Annotated in this window: 17 protein-coding genes and 1 tRNA gene; 5 read left to right on the top strand and 13 right to left on the bottom strand. The window is 64.3% G+C overall.

The window, feature by feature from the left end; translation table 11 throughout:
* Positions 1-136: 136 nt before the first annotated feature.
* On the bottom strand, positions 137-1,081 hold the full coding sequence (locus QA642_RS07220; protein ID WP_283084044.1) for an AEC family transporter: 945 nt from the start codon (positions 1,079-1,081) through the stop codon (positions 137-139).
* Positions 1,082-1,537: 456 nt separating this feature from the next.
* Between QA642_RS07220 and QA642_RS07225 the strand changes: the two genes are divergently transcribed.
* Positions 1,538-1,906, top strand: coding sequence for a hypothetical protein (locus tag QA642_RS07225; RefSeq protein WP_283084045.1), 369 nt, complete (start codon positions 1,538-1,540; stop codon positions 1,904-1,906).
* A gap of 469 nt (positions 1,907-2,375) precedes the next feature.
* A complete protein-coding gene (locus QA642_RS07230; RefSeq protein ID WP_235547902.1) occupies positions 2,376-3,053 on the top strand; it encodes a ParA family protein in 678 nt (225 codons plus the stop codon).
* A 119-nt stretch (positions 3,054-3,172) separates the two neighbouring features.
* On the opposite strand, the gene QA642_RS07235 is transcribed toward QA642_RS07230, so the two are convergent.
* The 5 genes from QA642_RS07235 to trxB all read right to left on the bottom strand — a co-directional run bounded on the left by QA642_RS07235 (position 3,173) and on the right by trxB (position 7,136).
* On the bottom strand, positions 3,173-3,319 hold the full coding sequence (locus QA642_RS07235) for a hypothetical protein (RefSeq protein WP_283084046.1): 147 nt from the start codon (positions 3,317-3,319) through the stop codon (positions 3,173-3,175).
* A 133-nt stretch (positions 3,320-3,452) separates the two neighbouring features.
* On the bottom strand, positions 3,453-3,599 hold the full coding sequence (locus QA642_RS07240) for a hypothetical protein (protein WP_283084047.1): 147 nt from the start codon (positions 3,597-3,599) through the stop codon (positions 3,453-3,455).
* Between the two features lie 287 nt (positions 3,600-3,886).
* Positions 3,887-4,795, bottom strand: coding sequence for a 4-hydroxy-tetrahydrodipicolinate synthase (locus QA642_RS07245; protein WP_283084048.1), 909 nt, complete (start codon positions 4,793-4,795; stop codon positions 3,887-3,889).
* Positions 4,796-5,241: 446 nt separating this feature from the next.
* Entirely contained in the window at positions 5,242-6,165 is a 924-nt protein-coding gene (locus tag QA642_RS07250; protein ID WP_027563737.1) for a LysR family transcriptional regulator, read from the bottom strand.
* A gap of 5 nt (positions 6,166-6,170) precedes the next feature.
* Complete coding sequence (gene trxB / locus QA642_RS07255; protein ID WP_283084049.1) at positions 6,171-7,136, bottom strand: thioredoxin-disulfide reductase; 966 nt, start codon at positions 7,134-7,136, stop codon at positions 6,171-6,173.
* Positions 7,137-7,401: 265 nt separating this feature from the next.
* Here trxB and QA642_RS07260 point away from each other — a divergent pair, with 265 nt between their 5' ends.
* On the top strand, positions 7,402-7,881 hold the full coding sequence (locus QA642_RS07260) for an Lrp/AsnC family transcriptional regulator (protein ID WP_200498109.1): 480 nt from the start codon (positions 7,402-7,404) through the stop codon (positions 7,879-7,881).
* A 143-nt stretch (positions 7,882-8,024) separates the two neighbouring features.
* Here the strand turns inward: QA642_RS07260 and greA are convergent, their stop codons facing one another.
* The 3 genes from greA to QA642_RS07275 all read right to left on the bottom strand — a co-directional run bounded on the left by greA (position 8,025) and on the right by QA642_RS07275 (position 13,488).
* Complete coding sequence (greA, locus tag QA642_RS07265) at positions 8,025-8,498, bottom strand: transcription elongation factor GreA (RefSeq protein ID WP_027563740.1); 474 nt, start codon at positions 8,496-8,498, stop codon at positions 8,025-8,027.
* Positions 8,499-8,710: 212 nt separating this feature from the next.
* On the bottom strand, positions 8,711-12,175 hold the full coding sequence (gene carB / locus QA642_RS07270; RefSeq protein ID WP_283084050.1) for a carbamoyl-phosphate synthase large subunit: 3,465 nt from the start codon (positions 12,173-12,175) through the stop codon (positions 8,711-8,713).
* A 143-nt stretch (positions 12,176-12,318) separates the two neighbouring features.
* The gene (locus QA642_RS07275; RefSeq protein WP_283084051.1) at positions 12,319-13,488 is read right to left on the bottom strand and encodes an MFS transporter; all 1,170 of its coding nucleotides are present in this window, start codon (positions 13,486-13,488) and stop codon (positions 12,319-12,321) included.
* Positions 13,489-13,601: 113 nt separating this feature from the next.
* Between QA642_RS07275 and QA642_RS07280 the strand changes: the two genes are divergently transcribed.
* Positions 13,602-13,973 (top strand): helix-turn-helix transcriptional regulator, encoded by a 372-nt coding sequence (locus tag QA642_RS07280; protein ID WP_283084052.1) that lies wholly within the window; start codon positions 13,602-13,604, stop codon positions 13,971-13,973.
* Between the two features lie 134 nt (positions 13,974-14,107).
* On the opposite strand, the gene QA642_RS07285 is transcribed toward QA642_RS07280, so the two are convergent.
* Positions 14,108-14,183, bottom strand: a tRNA-OTHER gene (locus tag QA642_RS07285).
* 54 nt (positions 14,184-14,237) lie between these two features.
* Positions 14,238-14,939 (bottom strand): class I SAM-dependent methyltransferase, encoded by a 702-nt coding sequence (locus tag QA642_RS07290; RefSeq protein ID WP_283084053.1) that lies wholly within the window; start codon positions 14,937-14,939, stop codon positions 14,238-14,240.
* Between the two features lie 114 nt (positions 14,940-15,053).
* Here QA642_RS07290 and QA642_RS07295 point away from each other — a divergent pair, with 114 nt between their 5' ends.
* Positions 15,054-15,578: a DNA starvation/stationary phase protection protein gene (locus tag QA642_RS07295; RefSeq protein ID WP_027563745.1), complete on the top strand. Its 525-nt coding sequence runs from the start codon at positions 15,054-15,056 to the stop codon at positions 15,576-15,578.
* 163 nt (positions 15,579-15,741) lie between these two features.
* Here the strand turns inward: QA642_RS07295 and QA642_RS07300 are convergent, their stop codons facing one another.
* Both QA642_RS07300 and carA read right to left on the bottom strand, forming a co-directional pair.
* Positions 15,742-16,263 carry a cupin domain-containing protein gene (locus QA642_RS07300; RefSeq protein ID WP_283084054.1) on the bottom strand — a complete coding sequence of 174 codons (522 nt, stop codon included), beginning with the start codon at positions 16,261-16,263 and terminating at the stop codon, positions 15,742-15,744.
* A gap of 120 nt (positions 16,264-16,383) precedes the next feature.
* Positions 16,384-17,574, bottom strand: coding sequence for a glutamine-hydrolyzing carbamoyl-phosphate synthase small subunit (gene carA / locus QA642_RS07305; protein ID WP_283084055.1), 1,191 nt, complete (start codon positions 17,572-17,574; stop codon positions 16,384-16,386).
* Between the last annotated feature and the right edge of the window lie 143 nt (positions 17,575-17,717).

Consider the following 17,717-nt stretch of genomic DNA (forward strand, 5'->3'; position numbering starts at 1 on the left):
AAAACCGCTTCGCACTTTTCCGGATCATGCTTTAGCGTGCTGAATAGCGGTCCCGGCAATCGTTTGGGCTCATGACCTGAAGGTCATGCGATGACGGGAGGGCGAACGGCCTCTACAAAATCTGGAAGTGCCGCCCCTACCTCACCCCCGCCACCATCACGACCACCACCGGCAACGTCACCGCCGCCAGCAACGTCCCCAGCGCCACCGCGCCTGACACCGGGTTCACCAGCCGCTGATACTGCGCGGCAAAAATGTAGGCGTTGGCGCCGGTCGGCATCGCCGCGAACAGTACGATCACGCCGGCAGCATTCGGCGGCAGGCCGAGCAGTTTTGCCAGCACGAACGCTGCCGCGGGCATCGCCACCAGCTTGAGCGCGCACATCACCAAAATGCTGAGCTTCTCGCCCTTCACCTCGAAGCGGAACAGGTTGATGCCGAGCGCGATCAGGGCGGCTGGCGATCCCGCCTGCGCGAGCAGCTCGACCGTCCTGTCGACGACGGGATTGAGCCCGAGGCCGGTGAAGCGCCACACCACGCCGAAGCCGATCGCCAGCATCAAGGGGTTGCGGGAGAGATCGGCGAGCACGGGGCGGATCACCGACAGCGGCGAGCCCGTGCGCTTGCGGCTGACGAGCTCCATCTGCAGGATGCCGCAGAGCCAGAGCAGCGGCGTGTTCACCGACAGGATCAGCGCCATCGGCCCCGCTCCCTCGTTGCCCAGCGCCGAGAGCACGAGCGGAATGCCGAGCATCACGATGTTGCCGTAGACCGAGCCGATCGCGAACACGACGCCGTCCTCGCGGTCCTCGCGCCGCGCGCGCAGCAGGGCCGAGAGGATCAGCGCCGCGATCCAGGTGAGCGCGAGCGCGCCGTAATAGGCACCCCACATGCGCCACGGGCTGACGTCGGGGAATTCCGACACGACGATGGTGCGGAACAGCAGCGCAGGGATCGCGATGCTGAAGGCGAATTCGCTGATGCCCTTGTGCGCGGTCTCCGAGACGAAGCGGAACAGCACCGAGGCATAGCCCGCCGCGATCAGGGCGAACACCGGCGCGACGATCAATACGGTGGCCATGCGCCCCTCAACCTCACGGGGATATGGCCTCACCACCCCACGCGCCCTCGATGGTGCCATCATGCCCCTGTTTTGCCCGACGTGTCAAACGGATTTCGTAAAATCCGCAAAGGTTGCGAAATTCGCGAGGCAGCCCAGTGCCATGGCTACTGTGCATGGGGTTGTTCTCGAATTTTTGCCCGACCGACCCCACCGCCGTCATCCCCCGCGAAGGCGGGGGATCCAGTACGCCGCGGCTTATCGGGGAACATCAGGCGTCTCGGAGTACTGGGTCGCCCGGTCAAGCCGGACGACGACAGCGGAGGAGATGGCGGGCTCCGTCAACCACGGCACCTGCGCCACGGCCCCGCCGCTGTTGCCGAGAGCGCACAGCGGCCCGTTTTCGCTTCCCCCCTCGGTTGCCAACCAACCGCCGTTCACCCACTATTCCCTCCTGTTCGACATTTGGGGGGAACGATGCCGGTGTTTCGCTTCAGACAATCCATGGCTGCCGCAGGCCTCGCGCTTGCGCTGGCCGTCCTGGTCCAGCCAGGCTCTGGCTTTGCCTACACGCCCGAGCAGCAGCAGGCCTGCACGCCGGATGCGATGCGGCTGTGCGGCGAGTTCGTTCCGAACGTCGACGCCATCACCGCCTGCATGATCCAGAGGAAGTCGCAGCTCTCGCCGCAATGCGCGGTGTTCTTCCGCCGCGGCCCGGAGCGGGGCGAGGCGGCCGCGCCGCGCGCCGGCAGGCCGACCAACGTCGCGCCGAGAAGCGCCTCGACGACCTCGAAGAAGAAGCCGGCGGCGAAGGCAAGCAAGAAGAAGAAAACCGACGAGGGCTGAACGCGGCTAGCTGCGTTCCTCGCTTGAAACCTTGTGATGCCCGGGCGCTCCCCCGGGCATTTGCATTCCGTGCTCCGCTTGTGACCGATGTCACGCAGGCTTGCCGTTCCCGGGGCGGAACGACTCCCGCCCTCAGCCTCGCGACAGCTTCCGGACTCCTTTTGTTCGCGCGAGCGCCGCGCGGATTTGCGGTCCTTACGGACGCGCGCGATGGAAAAGAGTCGGTCGAAGGTTTGCGCGGGCAGGTTGCATTCCGGTTGGCCCGCCGCGCTGCTCAAAAAGCGCACAGGCGCTTGCATTACAGGCGTTTCATTGCAGTTCGCGTCTCGTCGCTCCCGGCAGTGTGACTCAAAAGCCAACACGTCTTGTTATTTCGTGGCGGCGACGCAACTCCCGATAAATTTTTCTTTCCCGAATCAGCGGGGTGATTCATTTTCGTGGCCTGGGGTCAATCTGGGAGGCCGAAGGTATGAACGTTATTGTTTTTGCATCGCGTAAAGGCGGCTCGGGGAAGAGCACCCTGGCTGCACATCTCGCCGCGCAGATCAAGGCGACCAAGCCCATTCTGCTCGTCGATGCGGATCCGCAGGGCTCGCTCACGCTGTGGCACAAGCTGCGTGGCACCAACGAGCCGCCGATCAAGGCGGCGGTGAACTCCGTCAGCGGCATCGTCTCCGCTGCCAAGCGCGACGGCTATGAATGGGTGTTGATCGACACGCCGCCGAACCTGTCGGCCGTCGTCGACGACGCGATCAAGAATGCCACCATGGTCGTCATTCCCGCCCGTCCCGGCGTGTTCGACGTCAACGCGGTGCAGGAAACCATCCAGATGTGCCGTGCGGCGCGCAAGCCCTATGCGGTCGTGCTCAACGGTGCGCCGGCCAAGCGCGACGAAGCCGAAAGCCCGATCGTCACCATCGCCCGCGAGGCGCTGGCGAAATTCCGCGCTCCGGTGTGGGGCGGCCAGATCACCAACCGTTCGGATTTGCTGATGGCGCTGAGCCACGGCGAAGGCGCGCGCGAGTATCAGGCCGAGAGCCGCGCGGCCCAGGAAATCGCAAGGCTGTGGGCGGCGATCGAGCGTTCAGTGAAGGCTATTCGCGGCACGGCGTCGGCGTCCGGCGCAATGCACAAGCAGGCAGCATAATTTCACACATCACTCCCCGGACGACGAACGCGCGGATGCCCGCGCGTTTTGCGTTTCTGCCTTCGCCCGTCATTCCGGGATGGCGCGCAAGTGCCAGGCCCGGAATCTCGAAATGAAAGTCACGCCACCATCAGCATGTAGAACACGATGACCGGCGACAGGGTCAGGATCACCGACCAGATGCCGACGGCCCAGAGAATGTCCCCGGTGGTAAAGTTCTGCTGTGTGGCGTCGTAATGCGACGCCGCCTCGTTATGACTATTCACAAACGCCCCCGCGATTTCTTCGCTTATGGGCGTGGACGATAGGCGGGATGCTTTAAGATTCCGTCCCGCAGGCTCCTGCGCTTTTCCAGCGCATTTGCCACCACGGATTAACCATCCGCGCGGCGCGCCGCCGTCAGGTGAGCCAGATCCGAAACAGCAGCACCGGCATCAGGCCGAGCACCACCGCCCAGAATCCGAACGACGACACCACGAGAATTCCCTGCAAAAGATCGGCGGGCGCGAACTGGCTTGCGGCCGTAGGCCGGTTGCGATTCCCCATTGGATATTCCCCCTTCGGTAGACTTTGAGGGAAACGATAGGCGCCCTTGCGTAAACGAGACGTGGATGCGCCATGGGGCAGTAGCGAACGGAATTCGCGCGCGGTTAACCACGGCGCCTCTTATCCTCTCCCCTTGCGGGAGAGGGTGGCTCGCCGCGTAGCGGCGAGACGGGTGAGGGGTCTCTCCTCACGGGCAGTCTTGCGCGTGGACAGAGACCCCTCATCCGGCGCTTCGCGCCACCTTCTCCCGCAAGGGAGAAGGTGCAGCGTGCTTGGGGAGAGAGTGACTACGCCGCGACTTTCATCCGTCGCGCGATCTCGCGATCGATTGTCGCCGCGAGCTCGCTGCTCACCTCCACCATCGGCAGGCGCACCTCGGGGCTGTCGATCAGGCCGCTGCGCCACAGCCAATACTTCGCCGGCGCCGGGCTCGGCTCTGCGAATAACAACCGCGTCAGCTCCGCGATCTCATTCCAGCCCGCCTGCGCGGCATCGTGGTTGCCGCGCTTGTGCTCGCTATAGATCGCCGCGAACGCCGCGGTCTCGACATGGGCCGACAACACGATGCCGCCGTCGGCACCGTCGGTGAGCGCCTCGAGATAGTTTGCGTCCTCGCCGGTCAGCACCCGAAAACCTTTCGGGCGGTCGCGCAGCAGCGCGATCGATTGCTCGCGGCTCGCGCCGCAATCCTTCAGCCCGACGATGTTGGGATGCTCGGCAAGCCGCAGCATGGTCTGGTTGGTGATGTTGACCGCGCAGCGATAGGGAATGTTGTAGAGCGCGAGCGGCCAGGCGGCGTGATCGGCGAGCGCCTCGAAATGCGCCGAGAGCCCGCGCTGCGATGGCCGCACGTAATAGGGGCTTGCGATCAAATAGCCGTCGATCGGCCAGTCCGCGGTCTCGTCGAGGCGATCCTTCAGCCGCGCCGTGTCTGCGCCCGACAGGCCGAGGCAGATCGGGATGCTGCGGCGGCCCGCCGCCATCTCCTCGCGCACCACGGCAACGAGGCGCTCGAGCTCGGCTTCGCGCAGGGTCATGCCTTCACCCGAGGTCGCCCCCAGGATGAAGCCGTCGATAGCCTGTCCGCAGTAATGCCGGGTCAGCCGCCGCAGCGAGGTCTCGTCGAGCTTGCCGCCTTGAAACGGCGTCACCAGCGGCAGCCACAGGCCGTGCAGTTGATCGCGTAGTCCGGTCATGTTCCATCTCCTTCTCGGGAAAAAACCTGAGACGGAGGGCACATGAAAAAACCCCGTCCAGGTGGCGGGGTTTTCGGGATTGGCTCGCGATGACGAAGTCAGCCTAGCGCGCGCACCATTCCGAGGTCCCCGGATGGGGGCCTTTTTTCGAAACGAGGGCGCACGACTTCGTGATCATGGGCAAATGATGCGGGGTATGCCTGGAACTGTCAATACACGCGGAGGGCGAAAGCCGAATGACAAGAAAAAAAGCCGGGCCCAAAGAGCCCGGCTTAGGTATTGGCCACGTGAGGCCGACACAATCACCTTCCAAGAGGGATTACTGAACTCCCGCGCCACTGGAGGAGGGGGACAAATGCGCAACGCGAAGGCTCAGCGTACAAACAGTATGGGCTTCTCCAGCGCCATGCAGCAACAGCCGAGGCCGCATGTCAGACATGCGGAAATCAGGACGGCCAGCGCTGCGCCTTGCTGACCACGAAGTCGCGGAACACCTGCACGCGCGCGACCGTCTTCAACTCCTCGGGATAGACGAAGTAGGTGTCGAGCTGGATCGAATCGGACTCGCCGAACAGTTGCACGAGGCGGCTCTGCTCTTCGACGAGATAGTCGGGCAGCGCGGCGATGCCGAGGCCCTGCTGACAGGCGCGGACGAGGCCGAGGATGTTGTTGACCTTGAAATAAGCCTCGCGCGGACCCGAGCCGTTGCGCGCAGCTTCGACCAGCCAGTTGCGGTTCTGAAGATGCGGCGCGAAGTTGCCGTCGGAGAGCGTGATGATGCGGTGGGAGTCGAGCTCCTCCAGCGTGCGCGGCGTGCCGAAGCGCTTGATGTATTCCGGCGAGCAATAGGCGTGGAAGCCCATCGCGAACAGCTTGCGCTGGATGAGATCAGGCTGCGTCGGTTTGCGGGTGCGGATCGCAACGTCCGCCTCGCGCATCGACAGGTCAAGCTCCTCGTCGGTGACGATCAGCGAGATCCGGATCTCCGGATAGAGCGCGGTGAACTCGCCGAGCCGCGGGATCAGCCAGTTGATGCCGACGCCGGGCGTGGTGGTGATCTTGAGGTCGCCGCTCGGCCGCTCGCGGCTGTCGGTCAGTTTGGCGCGCGCCGCCTGAAGCTGCATGAACACGTCATGCGCGGTGCGGAACAGGAGGTCGCCCTGCTCGGTGAGGATCAGGCCGCGGGCGTGGCGGTGGAACAGCGAGACCGAGAGCTCCTGCTCCAGCGCCGAGACCTGGCGTGACACCGCCGATTGCGACAGGCCGAGCTGCTCGCCCGCATGCGTGAAGCTGCCTGCTTCCGCCGCCGCGTGAAACACCTTCAGCTTGTCCCAGTCCATGTCTGTAAATCCGTCGCGTGTTCGAGGCATGATCGTTATTCCGCTGCAGCGCGCTCGCTGGCGCGCAGGGACAGGAATCGTTCGGCTTCGAGAGCTGCCATGCAGCCGAGGCCCGCGGCCGTGACCGCCTGACGGTAGGTCTCGTCGGCAACGTCGCCGGCGGCGAACAAGCCGGGCACCGAGGTCGCGGTCGAGTTCGGGGCGACCTCGACATAGCCCGACGGTTTCAGCTTGACCTGGTCTTTCACGAGCTCGGTCGCCGGCGCATGGCCGATGGCGATGAAGATGCCGTCGGTCTTCACGTCCTTGAGCGCGCCGGTCTTGACGTTCTTGAGGCGCACATGGGTGACCTTGTTCGGGTTCTCGGTGCCGCAGATCTCGTCGACGGCAGAGTCCCAGATCACCTTGATCTTGGGGTGCTTGAACAGGCGCTCCTGCAGGATGCGCTCGGCGCGGAAGTGATCGCGGCGATGCACGATGGTGACCTGCGAGGCGTGGTTGGTGAGGTACAGGGCCTCCTCGACCGCGGTATTGCCGCCGCCGACCACCATGACGTCCTTGTTGCGGTAGAAGAAGCCGTCGCAGGTGGCGCAGGCCGAGACGCCGCCACCCTGGAACTTCACCTCGGACGGCAGTCCAAGCCAGCGCGCCTGTGCGCCGGTGGCGAGAATCACGCTGTCGGCGAGATAGACGTCGCCACTGTCGCAGGTGAGGCGGAACGGCCGCTGCGAGGTGTCGAGCTTGATCACCAGGTCGGAGACGATCTTGGTGCCGACATGGACCGCCTGCTTCTCCATCTGTTCCATCAGCCAGGGGCCCTGGATCACGTCGGCGAAGCCGGGATAGTTCTCGACGTCGGTGGTGATGGTGAGCTGGCCGCCCGGCTGGATGCCCTGGATCAGGATCGGCTCGAGCATCGCCCGCGCGGCGTAGATCGCCGCGGTGTAGCCGGCGGGGCCGGAGCCAATGATGACGACCTTTGCATGAACAGGAGCGGACATTTCGATGGACGCCTTTCACGGGGGATTTGCAGCGCGGGCGCGGAACGTGCCGGGAGGCCTCGCGGAGGCGCTGAAATATCAGAGCTAATCTAAGCCTTCTGGTGAGCCATGCAAGAATTGCATTCCCTGTCAGCGGATTTTTCCAACACGGAACAAAAGTCGATTGCGCTGCACGCGCAATAAAATTGCGCTGGCCGCGCGGACTGGGTATGAGGATTGCGACAAACCACCCAATACCGCCGCAAAGGCCAGGAGTTCCAATCACGTGTCGCGGAACCTAGACGAGATCGACCTGAAAATTCTGACCGAAATCCAGGCCGACGGTCGAATCACGAATGTCGAGCTGGCCAAGCGGGTCGGCATCTCGCCGCCGCCGTGCCTGCGCCGCGTCCGGACGCTGGAGGAGGAAGGCTATATCCACGGCTACCGTGGGCTCCTCGACGCCCGCAAGCTCGGCTTCGACGTCACCGTGTTCGCCGCCGTGCACCTCTCCAGCCAGGCCGAGGCGGATTTGCGCGCCTTCGAGGAGTTCGTCCGCGCCGAGCCCTTGGTGCGGGAATGCTGGATGCTATCGGGCGAGGTCGATTTCATCCTGAAATGCGTCGCCCCCGACATGGCGACCTTCCAGGATTTCGTCACGCACCTCACCGCCGCCCCGCACGTGCGCAACGTGCGGACCTCGCTGGTGCTGCATAATTCGAAATACGAGGCCGCCGTGCCGCTGGACGTGAAGGGAAGAAGGTAGGGCGCAAGCCTGTTGGACCCGTCATCCTTTCGAGGCTCGCCGAAGAGGCGAGCACCCTCAGGGTGACGGTGAAAGAGCGGCCCGCTAAAACAAAAAGGCCGCGCATCGCGCGGCCTTTTGAACATTAGCGCAGCGGGAAAACCCTACCGCCACTCCACCTTGGTAATCTCGTACGCCTTGGCGCCGCCGGGCGTATTCACCTCCACGGAGGCGCCCTTCTTCTTGCCGATCAGCGCGCGGGCGAGCGGCGAGGTGATGGAGATACGGCCCTTCTTGGCGTCGGCCTCGACCTCGCCGACGATCTGCCACACCGTCTTCTTCTCGGTGTCCTCGTCGACCAGCGTCACGGTGGCGCCGAACTTGATGGTGTCGCCGGAGAGCTTCGAGATGTCGATGATGTCGGCGCGCGCGAGCTTGTCCTCGAGCTCGGCGATGCGGCCCTCATTGTGCGACTGCTCTTCCTTCGCGGCATGATATTCCGCGTTCTCCGACAGGTCTCCGTGCGAGCGCGCCTCGGCGATATGCTCGATGATCCGCGGACGGTCCACGGACTGGCGCTGCTTCAATTCTTCCCCGAGCGCGACAAAGCCGGCCTGGGTCATCGGAACCTTTTCCATCTCTTCTCTCGTCCTTCGGCTTCGCGCCCCCGCAAACGGAGGGGCGCGGCAACCTTGATTCGTCGCTATGTCCGGGGCTGAGCACGCGGCCACGGAGGGTTATGTGGGTCTGGCGCCGGAACAGAACAACCACATGGCCGGACAGTTCCTCCGGCCATTGTGGCTTCATTGCCAATCACTTAGCGGAAAGGCTGAGCTTTCCGCGCCCGCGATCAGGTTTCCGAAAAGTAGCTCTGCAGGGTACGAACCTCAAGGTCCCCGCCCAGATAGGCGCGGATGCCCTGCGCGGCCGCCACGGCCCCGGAAAGAGTGGTGTAATACGGCACTTTATGCAAGAGGGCCGCGCGCCGCAGTGAACGGCTGTCCGCCAGCGCCTGCGGGCCTTCCGTGGTGTTGAAGACGAGCTGGACATCGCCATTGGTGATGGCATCGACGATGTGCGGCCGCCCTTCCAGCACCTTGTTCACCTTCTCGGCCGGGATGCCCTCGTCGGTGAGGAAGCGCGCCGTGCCCGACGTCGCCAGCACCTTGAAGCCGAGCGAATGCAGTTCGCGCACAGCGTCCGCGATGCGCGTCTTGTCGCTCTCGCGCACCGAGACGAACACCGTGCCCTTGCGCGGCACCCGCGTGCCGCCGCCGAGCTGGCTCTTGGCAAAGGCGACCTCGAAATTGCGGTCGATGCCCATGACCTCACCGGTCGAGCGCATCTCGGGACCAAGCACCGTGTCGACGCCGGGGAAGCGTGCGAAGGGAAACACCGATTCCTTGACGCCGACGTGCTTGAACTCGCTCTTCTTCAATTTGAAGTCGGCGAGCTTCTCGCCGGCCATGATGCGCGCGGCGATCTTCGCGACCGGCGTGCCGATCACCTTGGCGACGAAGGGCACCGTGCGCGAGGCGCGCGGATTGACCTCGAGCACGTAGATCTCGCCGTCCTTGATGGCGTATTGCACGTTCATCAGGCCGACGACGTCGAGGCCGAGCGCGAGCTCGCGGGTCTGCCGCTCCAGCTCGTCGATCATCTCCGCGTCGAGCGAGTGCGGCGGAAGCGAGCAGGCGCTGTCGCCGGAATGGATGCCGGCCTCCTCGATGTGCTCCATGATGCCGACGATGAAGACGTCCTTGCCGTCGCAGAGACAGTCGACATCGACCTCCGTGGCGTCCGACAGATAGCGGTCGAACAGCAGCGGGTTCTTGCCGAGCACGGTGTTGATCTGCCCGGTCTTGTCGTTCGGATAGCGCGCCTTGACGTCGGCTGGCACCAGCTCCGGCAGCGTGCCGAGCAGATAGTCGTTGAGCTGGTTCTCCTCGCGGATGATCTGCATCGCGCGGCCGCCGAGCACATAGGACGGGCGCACCACCAGCGGCAGACCGAGATCGGCGGAGACGAGCCGCGCCTGCTCGACCGAATAGGCGATGCCGTTCTTCGGCTGCTTCAGCCTGAGCTTGTCGAGCACGCGCTTGAAGCGGTCGCGGTCTTCGGCGAGATCGATGGCGTCGGGCGAGGTGCCGAGGATCGGCACTTCGGCAGCTTCCAGCGCGCGCGCGAGCTTCAGCGGCGTCTGGCCGCCGAACTGCACGATCACGCCGTGCAGCGTGCCGTTGCTGCGCTCCTTCGCGATGATCTCCAGCACGTCCTCGGCGGTGAGCGGCTCGAAATAGAGCCGGTCGGCGGTGTCGTAGTCGGTCGACACCGTCTCCGGGTTGCAGTTGACCATGATGGATTCGTAGCCGGCGTCATGCAGCGCGAAGCAGGCGTGGCAGCAGCAATAGTCGAACTCGATGCCCTGGCCGATGCGGTTGGGCCCGCCGCCGAGGATGATGACCTTCTTCTTGTCGGACGGCGTGCTCTCGTCCGCAGGCGCGCCAGCAAACAGCGCCTCATAGGTCGAATACATGTAGGCGGTGGGCGAGGCGAATTCGGCGGCACAAGTGTCGATGCGCTTGTAGACGGGGCGGACGTCGAGCGCGTGGCGCTTCGCCGTCACCTCGGCTTCCGTCATATGGGCGAGCACCGCGAGGCGCGCGTCGGAGAAACCCATGGCCTTGAGCGTCCGCATGCCGAAGGCGTTGCCGGGCAGGCCATTCTTCCGGACCTTCTCCTCCATGTCGACGATGCCGCGCATCTCGCCGAGGAACCACGGGTCGATCTTGCAGGACTTGAAGATCTCCTCGTTGGTCCAGCCGAGGCGCATCGCCTGGGCGACCTGAAGCAGCCGGTTTGGCGTCGGCGTGCCGAGCGCGGCGCGGATCGCGTTCTTGTCGTCGTCGCGACCCAAACCCTCGATCTCGATCTCGTCGAGGCCGGTCAATCCGGTCTCGAGCCCGCGCAAGGCCTTTTGCAGGCTTTCCTGGAAGGTGCGACCGATCGCCATGACTTCGCCGACCGACTTCATCGACGTGGTCAGCGTGGTGGAGGCGCCGGGGAATTTCTCGAACGCGAAGCGCGGCACCTTGGTGACGACGTAGTCGATGGTCGGCTCGAACGAGGCGGGCGTCGCGCCGCCGGTGATGTCGTTGGCAATCTCGTCGAGCGTGTAGCCGACCGCGAGCTTGGCGGCGACCTTGGCGATCGGAAAGCCGGTCGCCTTCGAGGCCAGCGCGGAAGAGCGCGACACGCGCGGGTTCATCTCGATGACGACCATGCGGCCGTCCTCGGGATTGACGCCGAACTGCACGTTGGAGCCGCCGGTCTCGACGCCGATCTCGCGCAGTACCGCCAGCGAGGCGTCGCGCATGATCTGGTATTCCTTGTCGGTCAGCGTCAGCGCCGGCGCGACCGTGATGGAATCGCCGGTGTGCACGCCCATCGGATCGAGGTTCTCGATCGAGCAGACGATGATGCAATTGTCTTTCTTGTCGCGCACCACCTCCATCTCGTACTCTTTCCAGCCGAGCACGGATTCTTCGATCAGCACTTCGTTGGTCGGAGACGCGTCGAGGCCGCGCTCGATGATGTCGAGGAATTCTTCCTTGTTGTAGGCAATGCCGCCGCCGGTGCCGCCCATGGTGAAGGAGGGACGGATGATCGCGGGCAGGCCGATCTCGGACAGCGCCATCATCGCCTGTCCGAGCGCATATTCCTGATAGCGCTTGCGGCGGTCGCCTTCGCCGAGCGTCCATTGCCGGTCGAGCTCTTCGACCGCCGCGCCCGACAGCTTCTCGCGTTCGGCGTGGTATTTGTCGCGGAAGGACTTCTTCAACTCGGACGCGTTGGCGAGCCGCGACTTCGGCGTCTGCAGCCCGATCTTCTCCATGGCGTTGCGGAACAGCTGGCGGTCTTCGGCCTTGTCGATCGCATCCGCGGTGGCGCCGATCATCTCGACGTCGAACTTCTCCAGCGTGCCCTGCCGGCGCAGCGACAGCGCGCAGTTCAGCGCGGTCTGGCCGCCCATGGTCGGCAGCAGCGCGAAGCCGCCGGGAATGACGTGGCGTTCCTTCTCGATGATCTTGGCGACGATCTCGGGGGTGATCGGCTCGATATAGGTGGCATCCGCCAATTCCGGGTCGGTCATGATGGTGGCCGGGTTGGAATTGACGAGGACGATACGATAGCCCTCTTCCTTCAGCGTCTTCACCGCTTGCGTGCCCGAATAGTCGAACTCGCAGGCCTGCCCGATCACGATGGGACCGGCGCCGATGATCAGGATGGTGGTGATGTCTGTACGTTTGGGCATCAACTCTCGCCGGACTGGAATTTGGGCACAAAAAAAGGGCGCGCCTGTTGCGCGTCCCTTTGGCCGAGAGCGCGGTGGTCTCCCTCGCGCGCGGGTGGGTCTTAGACCAGTTTTCGGGGCGGCGAAACCCCGAAAAACGCCCATCAACCGGCAATTTTGACGGGTTTTGGCCGTGCCTGCCAGCCGCGGGCGAGGTGCACCAGAAGCGAGGCCGCAACGCTCGATCCGCCGATCCAACCGAGGTCGGTTGCCGACAGGGTGGCCAGCACCGCGCCGCCGAGCGCCCCGCCGATGGCGAAGCCGAGATACATCGCGGAGGCATTGAGCGAGAGCGCGATCATCGAGGCCTGCGGCTCGATCCGGATGATGCTGGCGATCTGGGCCGGATAGAATGCCCACCCGGAGAGGCCCCAGAGGAAGATCGCGCCCAGCACCGCGTAATGCGCCTGGCCGGGCATCAGCTTCAGGACCAGCGAATGCAGGATCAGCGCGCTCGCCATGCCGGCGAGACCGAGGGCCGCGGTTGCGAGCGTGCCGAGCCGGTCGGCGAGGATGCCGCCAAGCATGTTCCCGATCGCGGCGGCACCGCCGAACACCAGCAGCGCCAGGCTGATCTGCGAGGCATCGAAGCCGAGGCCATGCAGCGGGACCGCGAAATAGGTGAACACGGTGAAGCCGCCGAGCGCCCAGAGAATGGTGATCAGCAGCGCGATCACGACATTGCTGTGACGCGCGACCGCCAGCCGTTCGCCGAGCGAAGCCGTGTTGCGCGGCAGGCCACGGGGCAGACCGAGCAGGAGACCCGCGAGCGCGGCGGCGCCGATCAGCGCGACCATGGCGAAAGTCGCGCGCCAGCCGAGCAGGCTGCCAATGAGATTGCCGAGGGGAACGCCAATGACCGTCGCAACCGTGAGGCCCGAAGTGACCAGCGCCACCGCGCGGCCGCGCCGTTCGGGGGATGCGACGGCCACCGAGACGGCGAGCGCCGTCGGCATGCATAGGCCGGAACCCAGCGCCATCAGCATCCGCGAAGCCAGCAGCAGGGCATAGTTGCTCGCCACCATGGCCGCGAGATTGCCGGCGATGAAGGTCGTCAGCGCCAGCGCCAGCACGGTGCGGCGGTCGATATTGTTCAGCGCCACCGCCAGGATCGGCGATCCCACGGCATAGGTGAGGGCATAGGCGGTGACCAATTGGCCCGCGGCGGAGACCGATATCGAGAGATCATTGGCGATCGCCGGCAAAAGGCCAGCAATGACAAAGCCTTCGGTGCCTATCGCGAAGGCCCCGAGGGCCAGCCAGAATACGCTCATGTGCAGTGGATCCCTATGTTCAATGTTTATTGAACTATCGAGCGCAACGGTTTCAGTGTCAATTGGTTCAAGAACTATTGAACATTGCGGCCGCTTTGCTATGATTCCGGATCATGAGCCGCACGCCTCTCCATCCCACCCGCGAGCAGATCGAGCTGCCGATGGTTCTGGATTGCCTGAGCGATCCGATCCGATTGGCGATCGTCTACCAGCTCGCGCAGCAGGAACGTGTCAGCAGTGAGCTCTGCTGCGGCGACTTCTCCGCGCTCGCCGGCAAATCCAACCTCGCCTATCACTTTGCAAAGCTGCGCGAATGCGGCCTGATGCTGACGCGCGTCGCCGGCACCAACCGTTTCATGCGGCTGCGCCGCGAGGATCTGGATGCGCGGTTTCCGGGCCTGCTCGATGCCGTGATCAGCTCGGCGGCCAAGGATGCGGACCGGCTTCAGCTGCTTCCGGAGTGCGAGGTGGTTGAGGCGGACTGAAGTTGAGACGATTGCGTGCGATTTGGCCGGCAGTCCGTCTTCGCTTTCGCTTCGCTCCAGCTACGCCGGACACGCTTCGCCCCTTTCGGGCCTTGCGTGGCTGCGCCACGCGTAGCCCCGAAAGGGGCGAAGCGTGGAGACCCGGCCTGGATTTGAACCAGGATGAAGAGCGTTGCACCGCCCTCGCGTAGACGCTTCCGCCACCGGGCCGTCGCGATCATGCCTGATCAGGATACCGCGGGCCACCTCAGCTAATTATTATGCTTAACGAACCAAAGGCGGCCGCGCGATGAAGGACATGCGCCAGCGATTGTGGCCGATATTGCCGTGGGCGCGCTGGACCGCGAAGCCCGCGGCCCTCAGCTTGGTGGTGATCTCGTCCTCACTGTAGCGCTGGAGCCCGATGCGCGAGCGCAAGTGACGGTAATCTGACAGCGCGGTGCTGATCAGCCCGACCAGCGCATCCTTCAGAAAACCGTGCCGCAGGCCGAAGCTGAGCAGCGCCATCACGTCGCGGCCCATGCCCACATTGGGCTGCAAGATATCGCCGAGCACGAGCTTGCCGGAGGGCTTCAGGATGCGGCGGATGTTGAGCAGTGCGGCGTCGAGCTCGTCGGGTGTCATGTATTGCGCGACCGAGTTCATCACCGCGAGGTCGATCGACTGGTCCTGCATCTTGCGGACGTCGTCGAGCGAGCGGACGCGGATCTTCGTGTTCGGGGCAAAGCGCGCGATCAGCCGGCCGCGCACGCCGGGGGCCGGCTCGGCGAGGATCAGCTTGCCGCAGGCCGATGCCACCTGGCCCGCCGACAGCGCCTCGCCGCAGGCATAGTCCAACACCGTCGCGTCGGGCGAGGGGATGTAACCAATGATGTCCCGCGCGATGATCTGGAAGTGCAAATCGCGATGCAGCTTGCTGACATAGATCGTATGCGTCGAGTCGTAATAATCGATCCAATCGTCCATGATATCCGAGGGTCCGGGCCGAATGGTTCCTGCCAAGGAACCGGCGCTGGCCGCCTTGCGTTAGGGGTGCGACGGCGCGCCGTCAATGTCCGCGTCCTAACAGGAAGGTTCATCGTGAGCAAAGCCCCCAGCAAGGTCTCGCCCGACCTCGACACCCCCACCGATTTGTCATCCCAGGCGGTCAACAAGGTTTCGGAGGCGCTCAATGTGCTTCTGGCCGACGCGTTCGCGCTGTATCTGAAGACCAAGAATTTCCACTGGCACATCAGCGGCCGGCATTTCCGCGACTACCATCTGCTGCTCGACGAGCAGTCCGACCAGATCTTCGCCACCACCGACCAGCTCGCCGAGCGCGTCCGCAAGATCGGCGGCACCACGCTCAAATCGATCGGCCAGGTCGCAAAGCTCCAGACCATCAAGGACAACAACGAGGACTACGTCCCGCCGCGCGAGATGCTGCGTGAGCTGATGCAGGACAACAAGCACGTGGCCGCCGCGATGCGGAAGGCGCATGAGGTCTGCGACGAGGCCGGCGATGTCGCGAGCGCCAGCATCCTCGAAGTCTTCATCGACGAGACCGAGCGGCGGACGTGGTTCCTGTTCGAAGCCACACGGCAGGAAGGTGGCAACGAGGCGTAAGGGCCGGCTGCTGTAGCTCCGTAGGGTGGGCAAAGCGACTTGTCCGCCGTAGCTCGAAGAGCGAAGGCGGAAGCGTGCCCACGAACTGCATCTTGCCGATAGGTTTGGTGGGCACGGCGCGCAAGAGCGCGCCTTTGCCCACCCTACGGCACCGTCTTTGTAGCTACCGCCACAACCGCATCAACGCGCCATTCTTGCCCGTCACGGGATCGGTCGGCGGCAGCGCCACCTTCGGAATCGCCTTCAATGCCTTGGCGTGATTTTCCGGCGTCGCGCGCGTGATCTCCATCTTCGCACCCGGCGGATAAGCACCGATCACGCAGAAATCACTACTCGCCCTGACGCACTGATGCCCGGTGCCGGCGGGCAGGATCGCGACGTCGCCCGCCTTGATCTCCAGCTCCTGGCCGTGATCGCCGCCGAAGCGGACTCGCGCATGGCCGCGCGCGACGCCGAGCACTTCATGCACGGTCGAATGATAGTGGAGATAATCGTAGACGCCATTGCGCCACGTGCCGCCCCAGTCATTCGCCTCGAACAGGTTTTCGATCGTCTCTTCCGGATGCTTGGGATCGAGCTTCACCGCACCCTGGTAGACCAGGAAGGGAAGGATGTTGTTCGGCACGAGCCCGTCATCCTCGAACACGATGGCGAGCGGCTCGGCCTTGTCGCGAACGACGGACATGGCTGGGGCTCCTGCGTGAGCGTAGCAGGGAACAACGAGGGGCGGGAGACGACGTTCCTCTGACGAAGAAGCCCGGGACCAGGCCCGGGCTCGATGCGTGACACAGCTTTGCGAGCGAGCTTACGCGCTCTTCTTCTGCCGCATCAGATCGGCAAAGCGCTGGAACAGATAGTGTGAGTCGCGCGGACCCGGTGAGGCCTCGGGATGGTACTGCACCGAGAACACCGGCTTGCCGTCGAGCTGGATGCCGCAATTGGATCCGTCGAACAGCGAGATGTGGGTCTGCGTCGCGCCCTTCGGCAGCGTCGTCTCGTCCACGGCAAAGCCGTGATTCATCGAGGTGATCTCCACCTTGCCGGTGGTCTCGTCCTTCACGGGATGATTGGCGCCGTGATGGCCCTGATGCATCTTCTTCGTCTTCGCGCCGACGGCAAGGCCCAGCATCTGGTGGCCCAGACAAATCCCAAACGTCGGCGTGCCCGACTTGATGACGTCCTGGATCACGGGCACGGCATATTTGCCGGTGGCGGCCGGATCGCCCGGACCGTTCGACAGGAACACGCCGTCCGGCTTCATCGCCAGGATGTCTTCCGACGAGGTCGTTGCCGGCACCACCGTCACCTTGCAGCCGACACCGGCGAGCAGGCGCAGGATGTTGCGCTTGATGCCGTAGTCGATGGCGACGACATTGAACTCCGGCTTGTCCTGGCGGCCAAAGCCCTTGTCCCACAGCCAAGGGGTCTCGTCCCAGGTGAAGCGCTGGCCGCTCGTGACCATCGGCACGAGGTCCATGCCCTCGAGGCCAGGCCATTCGCGGGCTTCTTCCTTGAGGCCGTGCAAATCGAATTCGCCGGTCCTGGAATGCGCGATCACGGCGTTGGGCATGCCCTTGCTGCGGATCAGCGCGGTCAGCGCCCGGGTGTCGATGCCGGAGAGGCCGATGATGCCGCGCGCCTTAAGCCAGGCGTCGAGATGCTTGGTGGCGCGGTAGTTCGAGGGATCGGTGATCGCGGTGCGCAGGATCACGCCGCGCGCCCCTGGCGTCGCTGCCATGTTCACCGTCTCGATGTCTTCCTCGTTGGTACCGACATTGCCGATATGCGGGAAGGTGAAGGTGATGAGCTGGCCGGCATAGGAGGGATCGGTGAGGATCTCCTCATAGCCGGTCATCGCGGTGTTGAAGCAGACTTCACCGACGGCGTGGCCTTCGGCGCCGAGACCGAAGCCTTCGAGCACCGTGCCATCGGCGAGCACGAGGAGCGCGGTCGGTTTATGGTCCGGCCAGGCGGTATCGTTTTCATGTTGGGTCATGAGCCCGCTTCATAAGCCCCCCACGGGCGCCCGTCAAAGCGCAGAAGCGCCGATTCACATGCGTTTTTGCATATTTGACGGGCGGCTTCAGGCACTTAGGCAGGAACCAGCAACTTTGCGCCATTTCGGCCCCTGATGGGGAA

The sequence above is a fragment of the Bradyrhizobium sp. CB2312 genome, assembly GCF_029714425.1.
Taxonomy (GTDB): domain Bacteria; phylum Pseudomonadota; class Alphaproteobacteria; order Rhizobiales; family Xanthobacteraceae; genus Bradyrhizobium.

What these genes read in the sequence shown, in the direction of transcription:
- QA642_RS07220 (WP_283084044.1), bottom strand. Translation starts at nt 1,081, where the DNA reads ATGGCCACCGTATTGATCGTCGCGCCGGTGTTCGCCCTGATCGCGGCG.
- QA642_RS07225 (WP_283084045.1), top strand. Translation starts at nt 1,538, where the DNA reads ATGCCGGTGTTTCGCTTCAGACAATCCATGGCTGCCGCAGGCCTCGCG.
- QA642_RS07230 (WP_235547902.1), top strand. Translation starts at nt 2,376, where the DNA reads ATGAACGTTATTGTTTTTGCATCGCGTAAAGGCGGCTCGGGGAAGAGC.
- QA642_RS07240 (WP_283084047.1), bottom strand. Translation starts at nt 3,599, where the DNA reads ATGGGGAATCGCAACCGGCCTACGGCCGCAAGCCAGTTCGCGCCCGCC.
- QA642_RS07245 (WP_283084048.1), bottom strand. Translation starts at nt 4,795, where the DNA reads ATGACCGGACTACGCGATCAACTGCACGGCCTGTGGCTGCCGCTGGTG.
- QA642_RS07250 (WP_027563737.1), bottom strand. Translation starts at nt 6,165, where the DNA reads ATGCCTCGAACACGCGACGGATTTACAGACATGGACTGGGACAAGCTG.
- trxB (WP_283084049.1), bottom strand. Translation starts at nt 7,136, where the DNA reads ATGTCCGCTCCTGTTCATGCAAAGGTCGTCATCATTGGCTCCGGCCCC.
- greA (WP_027563740.1), bottom strand. Translation starts at nt 8,498, where the DNA reads ATGGAAAAGGTTCCGATGACCCAGGCCGGCTTTGTCGCGCTCGGGGAA.
- carB (WP_283084050.1), bottom strand. Translation starts at nt 12,175, where the DNA reads ATGCCCAAACGTACAGACATCACCACCATCCTGATCATCGGCGCCGGT.
- QA642_RS07275 (WP_283084051.1), bottom strand. Translation starts at nt 13,488, where the DNA reads ATGAGCGTATTCTGGCTGGCCCTCGGGGCCTTCGCGATAGGCACCGAA.
- QA642_RS07280 (WP_283084052.1), top strand. Translation starts at nt 13,602, where the DNA reads ATGAGCCGCACGCCTCTCCATCCCACCCGCGAGCAGATCGAGCTGCCG.
- QA642_RS07290 (WP_283084053.1), bottom strand. Translation starts at nt 14,939, where the DNA reads ATGGACGATTGGATCGATTATTACGACTCGACGCATACGATCTATGTC.
- QA642_RS07300 (WP_283084054.1), bottom strand. Translation starts at nt 16,263, where the DNA reads ATGTCCGTCGTTCGCGACAAGGCCGAGCCGCTCGCCATCGTGTTCGAG.
- carA (WP_283084055.1), bottom strand. Translation starts at nt 17,574, where the DNA reads ATGACCCAACATGAAAACGATACCGCCTGGCCGGACCATAAACCGACC.